Annotated in this window: 13 protein-coding genes; 4 read left to right on the plus strand and 9 right to left on the minus strand. The window is 68.1% G+C overall.

Annotation, left to right across the window (positions count from 1 at the left end):
- The 9 genes from dnaB to AC2VOK_RS08620 all read right to left on the minus strand — a co-directional run.
- A partial coding sequence (dnaB, locus tag AC2VOK_RS08580) for a replicative DNA helicase (protein ID WP_428900093.1) occupies nt 1–1619 on the minus strand: 1619 nt, incomplete at its 3' end.
- A 708-nt stretch (nt 1620–2327) separates the two neighbouring features.
- A complete protein-coding gene (gene rplI / locus AC2VOK_RS08585) occupies nt 2328–2786 on the minus strand; it encodes a 50S ribosomal protein L9 (RefSeq protein ID WP_428900094.1) in 459 nt (152 codons plus the stop codon).
- 32 nt (nt 2787–2818) lie between these two features.
- On the minus strand, nt 2819–3073 hold the full coding sequence (rpsR, locus tag AC2VOK_RS08590; RefSeq protein WP_428900095.1) for a 30S ribosomal protein S18: 255 nt from the start codon (nt 3071–3073) through the stop codon (nt 2819–2821).
- Between the two features lie 42 nt (nt 3074–3115).
- Nucleotides 3116–3658 (minus strand): single-stranded DNA-binding protein, encoded by a 543-nt coding sequence (locus AC2VOK_RS08595; RefSeq protein ID WP_428900096.1) that lies wholly within the window; start codon nt 3656–3658, stop codon nt 3116–3118.
- Nucleotides 3659–3759: 101 nt separating this feature from the next.
- On the minus strand, nt 3760–4050 hold the full coding sequence (rpsF, locus tag AC2VOK_RS08600; protein ID WP_421528786.1) for a 30S ribosomal protein S6: 291 nt from the start codon (nt 4048–4050) through the stop codon (nt 3760–3762).
- 131 nt (nt 4051–4181) lie between these two features.
- Nucleotides 4182–4823, minus strand: a complete 642-nt coding sequence (locus AC2VOK_RS08605) for a DJ-1/PfpI family protein (RefSeq protein WP_428900097.1) — start codon at nt 4821–4823, stop codon at nt 4182–4184.
- Nucleotides 4820–6469 carry a glycosyltransferase family 87 protein gene (locus AC2VOK_RS08610; RefSeq protein ID WP_428900098.1) on the minus strand — a complete coding sequence of 550 codons (1650 nt, stop codon included), beginning with the start codon at nt 6467–6469 and terminating at the stop codon, nt 4820–4822. Before AC2VOK_RS08610 ends, AC2VOK_RS08605 begins: the two co-directional genes overlap by 4 nt.
- Nucleotides 6466–9003 (minus strand): transglycosylase domain-containing protein, encoded by a 2538-nt coding sequence (locus AC2VOK_RS08615; protein ID WP_428900099.1) that lies wholly within the window; start codon nt 9001–9003, stop codon nt 6466–6468. Before AC2VOK_RS08615 ends, AC2VOK_RS08610 begins: the two co-directional genes overlap by 4 nt.
- On the minus strand, nt 8996–9421 hold the full coding sequence (locus tag AC2VOK_RS08620; protein WP_428900100.1) for a DUF5318 family protein: 426 nt from the start codon (nt 9419–9421) through the stop codon (nt 8996–8998). The genes AC2VOK_RS08615 and AC2VOK_RS08620 overlap by 8 nt, the downstream gene beginning before the upstream one ends.
- A gap of 284 nt (nt 9422–9705) precedes the next feature.
- Between AC2VOK_RS08620 and AC2VOK_RS08625 the strand changes: the two genes are divergently transcribed.
- The 4 genes from AC2VOK_RS08625 to AC2VOK_RS08640 all read left to right on the plus strand — a co-directional run bounded on the left by AC2VOK_RS08625 (nt 9706) and on the right by AC2VOK_RS08640 (nt 13268).
- The gene (locus AC2VOK_RS08625) at nt 9706–10248 is read left to right on the plus strand and encodes a PadR family transcriptional regulator (RefSeq protein ID WP_428900101.1); all 543 of its coding nucleotides are present in this window, start codon (nt 9706–9708) and stop codon (nt 10246–10248) included.
- 70 nt (nt 10249–10318) lie between these two features.
- A complete protein-coding gene (locus tag AC2VOK_RS08630) occupies nt 10319–11416 on the plus strand; it encodes an inositol-3-phosphate synthase (protein ID WP_428900102.1) in 1098 nt (365 codons plus the stop codon).
- A gap of 141 nt (nt 11417–11557) precedes the next feature.
- Nucleotides 11558–12463, plus strand: coding sequence for an alpha/beta fold hydrolase (locus AC2VOK_RS08635; RefSeq protein WP_428900121.1), 906 nt, complete (start codon nt 11558–11560; stop codon nt 12461–12463).
- A 16-nt stretch (nt 12464–12479) separates the two neighbouring features.
- On the plus strand, nt 12480–13268 hold the full coding sequence (locus AC2VOK_RS08640; protein ID WP_428900103.1) for an LLM class F420-dependent oxidoreductase: 789 nt from the start codon (nt 12480–12482) through the stop codon (nt 13266–13268).
- The last annotated feature ends 118 nt before the right edge of the window (nt 13269–13386 follow it).

Here is a 13386-nt window from a genome sequence, read left to right on the forward strand (position 1 = left end):
AGGTCCGACAGCATCGGCTTCTTGTCGGTGCGCTGCTCGGGGCCACGGTTGAGCTGGCTGATCGCCACCACCGGCACCTCGAGCTCTTTGGCCAAAAGCTTCAGGTGCCGGGAGAATTCGGACACCTCGATCTGCCGGGACTCGACCTTCTTGCCCGACGTCATCAGCTGCAGGTAGTCCACCACGACCAGCTTGAGGTTGGCCTTCTGGCGCAGCCGGCGCGCCTTGGCGCGGATCTCCATCATGGTCAGGTTGGGCGAGTCGTCGATATACAGCGGCGCCTCACTGATCTCGCTCATCCGCCGCGCCAGCCGCGTCCAGTCGTCGTCGCTCATCCGGCCCGAACGCATGTCGGCCAGTTTGATCTTGGCCTCCGCCGACAGGAGCCGCATCACGATCTCGGACTTGCTCATCTCCAGCGAGAAGATGACGCTGGCCATGCGGTGCTTGATCGAGCACGAGCGCATGAAATCAAGCCCCAGGGTGGAGTTGTGCGTCGGCACCAGGCCGCGGCCGGCCAGATACAGGCGCTCGGCGTTGTCCACCTGCACGCAGCGCACCGGGACGCTGTCCACCCGGCGCACCGACTCGATCTGCAGCACCGGAGCCAACAGCGCCGTCGTCGCCCGCGGCCCGGCGACACGGCGCGCCGAGCCGGCCGGCGCGATCGCGTCCCACCCACACCGCAACTGGGCTGAGGTCCGCACACCGCGAGTCGTCGGCCACTGGTGCGCGGCGTCGGCGACGATGACCGTGCCGTCGGAGAATTCGATCTCGTAGCACGGGTGGCCCAGCAGGATCTCCGTCGCGGCCACCACCCGCGTCGGTGACCCGTCGGCATCCAGCAGCTGATCCCCGACCGCGACGTCACCCATGGTCGTCCAGCCCGCCGGCGTCGCCAGCGGCGTGTCGAGGGCGAGCGCCTTGCCCACTCCAGGCCTGGCCGCCACGATGATCATCTGCCCCGGATGCAGGCCGTTGGTCACCTCGTCGAGTTCGGTGAACCCGGTCGGTACGCCGCGCGCGATACCGCCGTTGGAGGCAATGGCGTCGATCTCGTCCATCGTGGGCTGCAGCAGGTCTTCGAGCGCGACGAAGTCCTCCGACATCCGGCGCTCGGCGACGTCGTAGATCTCGGCCTGCGCCCGGTCGACGATCTCGGCGACGTCGGCGCCCTCGGCGCCGGCGTAGCCGTACTGCACCACCCGCGTCCCGGCCTCCACCAGCCGCCGCAGCAGCGCCTTCTCGGCCACGATTCCTGCGTAGTAGCCGGCGTTGGCTGCGGTGGGCACCGTCGAGATCAGCGTGTGCAGATACGGCGCCCCACCGATGCGCCGCAGCAGGCCGCGGCGGTCCAGCTCCGCGGCCACCGTCACCGCGTCGGCCGGTTCCCCGCGCCCGTAGAGGTCGAGAATCGCGTCGTAGACGTTCTGGTGGGCGGGGCGGTAGAAGTCGCCGGGCCGCAGCCGCTCCAGCACGTCGGCGATCGCGTCCTTGCTCAGCAGCATCCCGCCCAACACCGACTGTTCGGCAGCCAGGTCCTGCGGGGGCTGACGACCGAAGTCCTCACTCGGCGGCGCGGACTCCGTGCCGGGCGCCAGGTCGTCGACGACCGCCATCGGGTGCATCCTCCTCTGACTCAAGTGCCCGAACGTATATTCGATAACCGGTATTCAGACCATAAGCCAGGGCACCGACACCTCCCGACCCGCAGCACCCGCAGCACCTCGTGCCGGGAGAACGGTAGACGTTGCTGGCGCGGACTGAAAGAGGCCGTTGTTCATAAGGCTGTGCATGGTCTGTGCATATCCGTCGACACCTGTGTTGACCGGGGTGTGGAAAACCTGTGGATCACATCGGCGTGCTACGGCATCTCCGCAGATACGGGCCATACAACGCCATGCATGTGGTGTGGACAAGAATCCCATCGGCGTGTCGGGCCGGGTTACCGCCCCGGGCGTGTTGCCTTGCGGCCAGGTTTTCGCCTCATTACGAGGGGGTTACGGACCGCGCGCGGACATTACCCGGAAATAGTTCGCTGGAGCGATCTGCACGAGCGCACCCACGGCCGAACGTGGAGTCCGCAGAGCACAAATGCCTGCGCCAGCGGCCGGGCACGGCCGCTAGTGGTCTTGCCCGTTAATTCGCCGGGCCCGTGCGCTGGGGTGCCGAGACTGCGGTGGCGGCGCCGTCGAGGCGCAAAAGGGAGCGCTGAACGCAGTCTCGACGCCGCCAGCGCAGACTCGCCACCAGCGGCGTCTGGTAACAACCCCCGACGAACGTACGAACGAGACCACTCGCGCAGGCAAGCAGGCAGGTGGGTGGAGCTAGCCCTGCGCGACGACCTCGAGTGCGACGTCGACGTCGACCTCGGGATGCAGGTGCACCGACACCCGGTGGGTGCCGAGTGCCTTGATGTGCGCTTTGGGCAGCCGGACGATCCGGCGGTCCAGGTTGGGCCCGCCGGCCTTCTTGATGGCAGCGACCACGTCGCCGGCGGTCACCGAACCGAACAGCTTGCCGGAATCGGCCGCGGTCTTCACCGGCAGCGAGACGGAGCCCAGCGCGGCGAGCGCGGACTTGAGCTCGGTGGCGTGGTCGCGGTCGCGCACCACCTTGGTCTCGCGGGCGCGGCGGATCTCGTCGGCCTGCTTCTGGGCGCCGCGCGAGGCGACGATCGCCAGGCCGCGCGGAAGCAGGAAGTTGCGGCCGTACCCGTCCTTGACCTCGACCGTGTCGCCGACGGTCCCCAGGTGGTCAACGTCAGCCGTCAGAATCAGCTTCATCGTCTTCGTACTTTCGGTTGAGCGTCCGGCGCTTATCGCGCCGTGGAGGTGAAGGGCAGCAGCGCGACCTCCCGGGCATTCTTCACCGCGATCGCGATGTCGCGCTGGTGCTGCACGCAGTTCCCGGTGACCCGGCGCGCCCGGATCTTGCCGCGCTCACTGATGTAGGTGCGCAGCAGCGTGGTGTCCTTGTAGTCGATCTGCTGGCCCTTCTTCGAGCAGAAGACGCACTTGCGTGCCTTGACCGGCTTCTCCGGAGCCGGGCGCCGCTTGTTGGACTTGGCCATGTGTGTTGCTCTTTCCGTTCTCGTGGGTGAAGTTCACGTGTTCTAGAAGGGCGGTTCGTCGTCGCCGCCGCCGAAGGAGCCCGACGCCGGGGCGCTGCCCCACGGGTCGTCGGCCGGTGCGCCGCCCGCTTGCGGGGCAGCCTGGCGCGATCCGCCGCCGCCACCACTACTACCGGCACCACCGGCACCGAAGCCGCCGCCCCCACCGCCACCACCACTGCGGCTGGCCTTGTTGACCTTGGCGGTGGCGTAGCGCAGCGACGGCCCGATCTCGTCGACCTCGACCTCGACCACGGTGCGCTTCTCGCCTTCTCGGGTCTCGAAGGACCGCTGCTTGAGCCGTCCGGTGACGATCACGCGGGCCCCGCGGGTCAGGCTCTCGGCGACGTTCTCGGCGGCCTCCCGCCAGACGTTGCACCGCAGGAACAGCGCCTCGCCGTCCTTCCACTCCCCGCTCTGGCGGTCATAGATCCTGGGTGTCGACGCCACGGTGAAATTCGCGACGGCGGCGCCTGAGGGCGTGAACCGCAACTCGGGATCAGCGGTCAGGTTTCCGACGACGGTGATAGTGGTGTCACCAGCCACAATTTCCTCCTGGGTCCGCTGCTGCGACGGTCGGTGTCATCAGCATGTTCTCGCGAAGCCTACGCAGCGACACCGACGGCGAACAGTCAGCGTTTGTCGGGTCAGTGCTTGTCGGTGCGCATCACCTTGGTGCGCAGCACCGATTCGTTGAGGCTCAGCTGGCGGTCGAGTTCGGACACCGTGGCCGGCGCGGCCTTGACGTCGATGACGGCGTAGATGCCCTCGGCGTGCTTGGCGATCTCGTAGGCGAGCCGGCGTCGGCCCCAGATGTCGACCTTGTCGACAGTGCCCCCGTCCTTGCGGACGACGTTGAGGAACGTCTCCAGCGACGGGGCCACGGTGCGTTCGTCGAGCGTGGGGTCAAGAATGACCATGATTTCGTAGGGACGCATGGAAACCTCACCACCTCCTCTGGTCTGTACGGCCACGGTCGTTCCGCGGCAGGAGAGTCGCCTGCGTCGGCAACCGCCCCAGGGTACCGGACGGTGGGCGGCCCCGGGAAATCCGGACGACCCGGCCGCGTTCACTCCCTGACGCGCACGTACTCCACGGCCCTGGCGATCGTGGCCTCGTCGGCCTTGGCGAGCGAACCGGAGTCGAACGGCGGCTGCGGGTCGTATTCGATGAGCAGTTGCACGGCCTGCGCAGCCTCGCGGTCGACAAGCAGTTCGACCAGCCGCAGGGCCATGTCGATACCGCTGGACACCCCCGCGGCGGTGATGATCCGCTGCGGCAGGTGCTCGACGACGCGTTCGGCCACATAGTTTCCGCCCAACCCGTTGAGCACGTCGGCCGCGCCCCAATGGGTCGCCGCGGTCAGCCCGTCGAGCAGGCCCGCGGCCGCCAGCAGCAACGCGCCCGTGCACACCGATGTCGTCAACGTGGTGGTCTGGTGCACCGACTGCAGCCAGCCGCGCACCGTCTCGTCGTGGACGAGCCGGCGGGTTCCCACGCCACCGGGGAACACAACCACATCGGGCGCCGCGACCTCGTCGAAGGTTGCGTCACAGGTGAGGCCCAGCATCCCGTTTTCCGTCCGCACCTCCCCGCGGCGGTGCCCGACGAACACGATGTCGATCGACGGGACGCGCTGCAGCACCTCGTAGGGCCCCACCGCGTCGAGCGCGGTGAACCGGGGAAACAACGGGATTGCCACCTGCGTCATGCGTGCGCCCGGATGGTCGCCGCTTCGGTGTCGATATCCGCCGGCACCGACGACCGTGGCAGCCCGGCCGGGCGCAACCACTGCGGAAGCCAGCCGGGCGGGGCGTCGGGAGCCCGGTCGAACGACCCGCCCCCGGGGTCGTCCAGGCACCCGCCCATGCGCACCAGATCCTCGTCAGGCCGGTAGATCTGCCGGACCACCAGCGCGCACAACGCGAGCACCGCGACGTCGCGCAGCAGCACCGTCGTGGTGAACACCTGCTGTGGCAACGACCGGTTCGGCTCGGAGTACAGGTAATACATCCGCGGCACCCAGACCAGCGCGTCGATGGTCATCCACGCCAGCAGGATCCGGCGGTGCGGCAACGCCAACACAGCCAGCGGCACCAGCCACAGCGAGAACTGCGGGCTCCACACCTTGTTGGTCAGCAGGAACACCGCCACCACCAAGAACGCCGGCTGCGCCACCCGAGGCCGCCGCGGCGCGGTGAGCACGACGTAAGCGATTGCCGCACAACACAAAGCGAACGACAGCGCGACGACGGTGTTCAGCACCGTGGGTGGCTGCCAGAAACCCAGGTGGGAATCGAAACCACGCCACCCGGTGAACGACTTCACCACGGTGTACAGCGAATCTATGTCGTCGCCGCGGCGGGTGTTGAGCCGGAAGAACTCCGACCAGCCGCGCGGGAACAGCACCAGCACCGGCAGATTCACCAGTAGCCACGTCGCTGCGGCTGTCGCGGTGGTGCGAGTCCACGCGCCGAGGCGCCCGGTCCGGATTCCCAGCGCCAGCATCGGGCCCAGCAACATCAGCGGATACAGCTTGGCCGCAGCGCCCAGCCCGATCAGGACCCCGGCGAGCACCGGTCGTCGCCGCGCCCAGGCCAGCAACCCGGCCATCGCCAAACCCGTTGCCAGGGCGTCGAAATTGGTGAAGACCTGGAAGACGACCAGCGGCGAGGCAGCCACCAGGGCCGCGTCCCAAATCCGGCGCCCGGCCAGGCCCGCGGTCGCCCAGACCGTCGCCAGCCAGGCCAGCGCCAGGCCGAAGGCCGCGACATCGAAGAACATCACCACCTCGGCGACCACCGGCAACGGCCCCAGCTTGCTGAGCGCGGTGTAGGTCTTGGCCAGCGCCATCGACCCGTACTGATAGAGCCCGGTCAGCACCGGATACTCCATGTACCGCACCGCGGGGCGACCGTCGTACTGCAGTTGCGGCGTGCCGTCGGCGTCGGTCTCGACCCAACTCGACTTGTAGGGGAACTTGCCCTGGTTCAACAACTCCGCGCCGTAGAGCGGCACCGTGTCGGAATAGCACAGCTCGTAGTAGGCGCGCTGGTTGTCCCAGTTGGCCACCCGCTGATCCCCCGTCCCGGTGCCGTGGCTCTGCAGGCATGCCGCCTTGGTCGAATAGCCGAGCCCCAGAAACACCAGTGCGATGACGAACATCACCCGCAGCGGGGTCATCAGTCGGCTGCGCCCGATCAGCGCGTGCCGGCCCACCGGACCGCCGGCGACATCGGCGAAGGCGGCACCCAGAAAGTCGGTGCGGCTGGGGCAATCGCGGGCGTCGAGGCTACGCCGGTCGGCGGCCAGCGGTCCCGGCGAAATGGTGACGCTCTGCTCCGCGGCGCCGGTCACGGTGGCGGAGCTTGCGGGCCGCCGGGCGGCATGCCCCCCGGCGCGTTGTCGGGCGGCGGGGGCCCGATGGTGACCGTGGTGGGCGGTCCGATCGGGATGGTGATGCCCGGCGCGATCTCCACGGTGGGCTGGATGACCGTCTCCGAGGGCGGCGGGGGCGCCTCCGGGGGCGGTGGCGGTGGTGCCGGCACACCCGCGTAGCCGCCGATCTCGGTCGGCTTGGGGAACGACTGGTTCGGGGTGCCCTTGAGCGCGCCGTCCATGGTCGCTTTCCAGATGTCCGCCGGCAGGCCCGACCCGTACACCGGCGCGCCCGAGGCGGTCACCAGTGGCTGGTCGCCCTTCGCGGTGCCGATCCAGACTGCCGTCGACAGCGATGGCGTGTAGCCCACCATCCAGGCGTCCTTGTCGGCCTTGGTGTCACCCAGTTGCGTGGTGCCCGTCTTCGCTGCCGACGGCCGCCCGCCCGCCAGGGTGTGGCCGCGCGAGTAGCCGGCGATCGGTTCCATCGCGGCGGTCACGTTGTCGGCGACAGCCTTGTCGATGCGCTTCTCGCCGCTGTTGTCGGAGTTGGCGGCGTCGAAGAGGACCTGGCCGTCGGCGTTGACCACCTTCTGCACGAAATGTGGCCGGTGGTAGACGCCGGCGTCGGCCAGGGTCGCATACGCCGACGCCATGTCGATCGGCCGGGTTTCGTACTGGCCGAGCACGATCCCGTTGTTGGGCGGTCCGCCTTTGCCGTCCTCGGACAGCGTGTGTTCGACACCGGGGAAGCTCTTCGCGACCCCGGCCTGGTAGGCGGCCTCGGCGACGGCCTGCGGCCCGCCCTTGAGTTTGAGCATGAGCCGGTAGTAAGAGGTGTTCAGCGACTGCTTGAGCGCCTGGGCGATGTTGCAGGTCCCGCAGTTCTCGCCACCGACGTTGGTGATCTTGATGCCGTCGACCGTCAGCGGGGAGCTGTCCACCTGATAGCCCAGGCCGATGCCCTGCTCCAGCGCGGCGATCAGGCAGAAGACCTTGAACGACGAACCCGTCTGCAATCCGGCCTGGGCGAAGTCGAAACCGTTGGCGTCGGGGCCGCCGTAGTAGGCGCGGATCGCGCCGTCGTGCGGGTCGATCGACACCACGGCGGCCCGCATCTCGGGGTCCTGTCCCTTGAGGTACTTGGCCACCGCCTTCTCCGCGGCCTGCTGGGCCTTCGGTTCGATGGTGGTGGTGATCTGCAGCCCCTGGGTGTTCAGGGTCTGCTCGTCGATGTTGAACAGCTCCATCAGCTCTTTGGTCACTTGGCGCTCGATCAGCCCGTTGGGGCCGGTCGTCTGGTTCTCCGCGCGGGCCTGATCGGGCGGCACCGTCGTGGGAAAGACCTGCGCGGCGCGATCGCCCGGCGACAGCGCGTTGGTCTCCACCATGCCGTCGAGCACCCAGTTCCAGCGGGCCTTCGCCCCCTTGGGGTCGACGGCGGGGTCCAGCGTGGACGGCCGCCGGATCAGCGCGGCCAGCAGCGCTCCCTCGGAGACGGTGAGCTGCTCGACGGGCTTGTCGAAATACGCATCGGCAGCCGCCGAGATCCCGTAGGCACCCCGGCCGAAGTAGATGATGTTCAGGTAGGCCTGCAGGACGTCGTCCTTGGACCACTGCCCCGACATCTTCGTGGCGATGACCAGTTCCTTGGCCTTGCGCACCAGGCCGCTGACCCCGTGCTGGGCCGAACCGACCAGCGCGTTCTTGACGTACTGCTGGGTGATCGTCGATCCGCCCTGCAGACCGCCGCTGCCGAACAGGTCGTGGTGGACCGCCCGCACGAAGGCGGTGAAGTCGAACCCGGGGTTGGAGTAGAAGTTGCGGTCCTCGGCGGCGATCACCGCCTGGCGCACGTGCACCGGCACCTGGTTGATGTTGACGTCAACCCGATTGCCTTCCGGGGGAACGATTCTGGCGATCTCCGAACCGTCGCTGGCCAATATGGTCGACACCTGGTTGGTCCGGATGTCACCCGGTCTGGGGATGTCGACGATGACGTACGCCATGGCAAACGTCACGAGCGGCAACAGCACCAGTACCGCGGCGGCGAGGTAAGCGGCCCGCCGCACCCAGCGCCAATTGACCCGCTCCGTCCAGCGCGAGCCGCGCCCCGGCCCGGAGGGGCGCTCCCCGGGTCCACCCGGTGAGTCCCGACGCGGCGATGGTGGGGGTCCGGACGCGGAGTGCCGCCCGGACGATGGGCGGCGCGACCGCCCGTCGAGCGCGGCCTTGACTTCCTCGATGGGATCTCGCTGCAGCGGCGCCGACGGCGAGTTGTCCAGCGCGGCCTTGACTTCCGCGATGGGGTCCGGCCGCCGCGGGGACCGATCGTCGGTGACGGGCGGCAGTATCGTCGTCAGCCGGTCGTCGGGAGGAACCCGACGCCGCCGGTCGGGCCCCGGACGGTCGGAGCCCTCGGGGTGGTCGGTGCTCAGGTACTCGCCGAAACGCTCAGTCCCCGACCCGTCCGCGTCGGTGGGCGACTGCTCGTTACGGCCTTCTTTATTCAATGGCGGTGCGGGCGTCGTTGCGTGCCCTACGCGTTCCGCGGGTGCCTTTCGGTGGCCGCGTCGCGCCGAGCACGTACGACTTGACAAGGTGATTCCAGCTACAGGTGCGGCATACCTCGACCACGTGGACCTTGAACTCGTCGAAGCGGGTCGCCAGCAAGACCAGCTCCTCGGCCGTGCGGGCCGACCCCGACACTGCGCCCAGATGCTCGCCGAACACCCATGACACCAGCGTGAGCTGCTCCTTGCGGCAGATCGGGCACATCACCTGGCTCGGTTTCCCATGAAACTTCGCGGCGCGCAACAGGTACGGGTTCGCGTCACAGACCTCGGAGACCCCCGTGCGGCCCGAGTAGACCTCGGCCAGCAGGGAACGGCGCCGAAGCGCGTAGTCCACCACCTGTCGCTGCAGTCGCACGCCCACCAGAGTACGTCGCCATCGGCCCCACTGATACGCGGCAAGCTGTCCTGCGGCGCGTTCGTCGGCCCGCGTCCGGCGCGTTGGATGGCAGTCGGTAGAGGGCCCGAGCGCCTACGCCGGCGACCGAGCCTCACCGCCTACGGCGTGAACACCGGTCAAATGTCACCCCAATCGCAGGTGGTGCCGGGGCTAATGGGCGATGTTGTGGTGAATATATCGACGCGATAGGATCACGCGAGGCGTCGCGCCGTCGTAACCGAACATGCAGAGGAGGTGATGGGATGCTGGAGCTCGCCATTCTGGGCCTCCTGATCGAATCGCCGATGCATGGCTACGAATTGCGTAAACGGCTGACCGGCCTCCTCGGTGCGTTCCGGGCTTTCTCGTACGGTTCGCTCTACCCGGCGTTACGGCGCATGCAAGCCGACGGGTTGATCGCCGAGGATGCCGCCCCGACCGGCACCCCGGTGCGGCGGGCTCGCCGGGTCTACCGACTCACCGACGAGGGTCGCCGACGCTTCGGGGAGCTGGTGGCCGACACCGGCCCGCACAACTACACCGACGACGGCTTCGGGGTTCACCTGGCGTTCTTCAATCGCACTCCGGCAGAGGCCCGGATGCGGATCCTGGAAGGCCGCCGCCGTCAGGTGGAGGAACGTCGCGAAGGCCTGCGCGAAGCCGTGGCACGGGCCGGCAGCTCGTTCGACCGCTATACCCGGCAGCTTCACCAACTCGGACTCGAGTCCAGCGAACGTGAGGTCAAGTGGCTCAACGAGCTCATCGCCGCCGAGCGGGCAGCGCCTGGTCTGTCCGAACACACGTAGTCCCTGCACGAAACACACGACAGCCGAGAGACCCGAGGCTCAAACAGTTATGAGGTTAGGAGAACGCTCTATGACCGAGCACAACCCGTCTGGGGCGCAGACAGAGGTGCGAGTCGCCATCGTCGGCGTCGGAAACTGCGCGTCGTCGCTGGTCCAGGGCGTCGAGTACTACCAGAACGCCGATGAGACGTCGACGGTTCCCGGCCTCATGCACGTCCGGTTCGGCCCGTATCACGTGCGCGACGTGAAGTTCGTCGCCGCGTTCGACGTGGACGCCAAGAAGGTCGGCTTCGACGTCTCGGAGGCGATCTTCGCCTCCGAGAACAACACGATCAAGATCGCCGACGTGCCTCCCACCAATGTGGTGGTGCAGCGCGGCCCCACCCTCGACGGCATCGGCAAGTACTACGCCGACACCATCGAGCTGTCGGACGTCGAGCCCGTCGACGTCGTGCAGGTGCTCAAGGACGCCGACGTCGACGTCCTGGTGTCCTACCTGCCGGTGGGCTCGGAAGAGGCCGACAAGTTCTACGCCCAGTGCTGCATCGACGCCGGCGTGGCGTTCGTGAACGCGCTGCCGGTGTTCATCGCTTCGGACCCGGTGTGGGCGAAGAAGTTCGCCGACGCCGGGGTGCCGATCGTGGGTGATGACATCAAGAGCCAGGTCGGTGCGACGATCACCCACCGGGTCATGGCCAAGCTGTTCGAGGACCGCGGTGTGCAATTGGACCGCACCATGCAGCTCAACGTGGGCGGCAACATGGACTTCCTCAACATGCTCGAGCGCGAGCGGCTGGAGTCCAAGAAGATCTCCAAGACCCAGGCCGTGACCTCCAACCTGCACCGGGAGTTCAACACCAAGGACGTCCACATCGGCCCGTCCGACCACGTCGGCTGGCTGGACGACCGCAAGTGGGCCTACGTCCGGCTGGAGGGCCGTGCCTTCGGCGATGTGCCGCTGAACCTCGAATACAAGCTCGAGGTGTGGGACTCGCCGAACTCCGCGGGTGTGATCATCGACGCGGTGCGGGCGGCCAAGATCGCCAAGGACCGCGGCATCGGCGGCCCGGTGGTCCCCGCATCGGCCTATCTGATGAAGAGCCCGCCGAAACAGCTGCCCGACGACGTGGCGCGCACCCAACTCGAAGAGTTCATCATCGGCGGCTGACCTCTTCGGACCGCGAGCGTAAAGTCACGGCGATTTTCACGACCGAGATTCGCCATGGCGTTACGCTCGCGGCGGTTGGCGCTGTACACCGTGCTGTGCGGTTCCCCTGGCCGGCGGGGTTAGTGTCAGACCGTGACCGAGATGTCCGAGGACGAACTGACCGGGCTGTCCGAGTTCTCCCTGCTGTCCGAGAACGCCGAACAGGCCGGCGTGGCCGGCCCACCGCTCGAAGTGGAGCGGGTCTACTCGGGCGTCGGCCACGACAGCGTCAGCGCGCTGCGCTGGGGACGCACTCCCCCGCGGACCGTGTTCCTGCACGGCGGCGGGCAGAACGCCCACACCTGGGACACCGTGATCGTCGGCCTCGGCGAGCCCGCACTGGCCGTCGACCTGCCCGGTCACGGCCATTCCGCCTGGCGTGAGGACGGCGACTATTCGCCCCACAACAACGCAAAGAGCCTGCTGCCGATGCTGCGCGAGCACGCACCGGCGGCCGAACTCGTGGTCGGCATGTCACTGGGCGGGTTGACCGCGGTGCGGCTGGCGACGGTGGCTCCGGACCTGGTGAACGAACTCGTGCTGATCGACGTCACTCCGTCGGCGCTGCAACGTCATTCCGAGATGACCAAGGAGCAGCAGGGCACGGTGGCCCTGATGCACGGCGAACGGGAATTCCCCAGCTTCCAGGCCATGCTGGACCTGGCCGTCGCAGCCGCGCCGCACCGCGAGGTGAAGGCGTTGCGCCGCGGCGTGTTCCACAACTCGCGCCGGCTGGACAACGGCAACTGGACGTGGCGTTACGACGCCATCCGGGTGTTTCCCGACTTCGCCGGCCTGTGGGACGACGTCACCGCGCTGGAAGCACCCGTGACGCTGATTCGCGGCGGATCGTCGGGCTTCGTCAGCGACCAGGACGCGGCCGAACTCGGCAGGCGCGCGCGGCATTTCCGTGGCGCACACGTCGTCGCGGACTCCGGGCACTCGGTGCAGAGCGACCAGCCGCGCACGCTGATCGACCTGCTGCACGCGGTGCGGGGTACCCGCTGAGCCTACGGTGGATCCTATGAATCCCACTTTCCCGGTTCGCATCGGCGTGCAGCTGCAGCCCCAGCACGCCCCCCACTACGGCCAGATCCGTGACGCCGTCCGCCGCTGCGAGGACATCGGTGTCGACGTCGCGTTCAACTGGGACCACTTCTTCCCCTTGTTCGGCGATCCCGACGGGGCCCACTTCGAATGCTGGACGATGCTGGGGGCTTGGGCCGAGCAGACGTCGCGGATCCAGATCGGTGCGCTGGTGACCTGCAACTCCTACCGCAACCCCGAACTGCTGGCCGACATGGCCCGCACGGTCGACCACATCAGCGACGGCCGCCTCATCCTGGGCATCGGCTCAGGCTGGAAGCGAAAAGACTACGACGAGTACGGCTACGAATTCGGCACAGCCGGCAGCCGCCTCGACGACTTGGCGGACGCGCTGCCGCGAATCAAAGACCGGCTGGCCAAATTGAATCCGCGACCGAGCCGCGACATCCCGATCCTGATCGGCGGCGGCGGCGAGCGCAAGACGTTGCGGCTGGTCGCCCAGCACGCCGAGATCTGGCACAGTTTCACCGCCGCCGACGATTTCGCGGCGAAGTCCGACGTGCTAGCCCGGCACTGCGCCGACGTCGGCCGTGACCCGTCCGGGATCGAACGCTCGGCCGCCGTCAACGGCGGCGGCGGGCTCGTCGCCGACGCCGAGGCGCTGGTCGGACAGGGTGTCACGATGCTGACCGTCGGCTGCGACGGTCCGGACTACGACCTGAGCGCCGCCCAAGAGCTGTGCACGTGGCGCGATAGCCGGGGATAGGGACGGGATCGGGTTGTCGCCCAGCTCAGGTAGGAGCTGGGCGACGGGCACGCTGTGCAGCGGCGGCCGCACGGCGATCTCCGTCGGCCCGGGCGCCCCACCCACCGCGTGCATCAAC

The sequence above is a fragment of the Mycobacterium sp. TH-M116 genome (genome assembly GCF_057473685.1).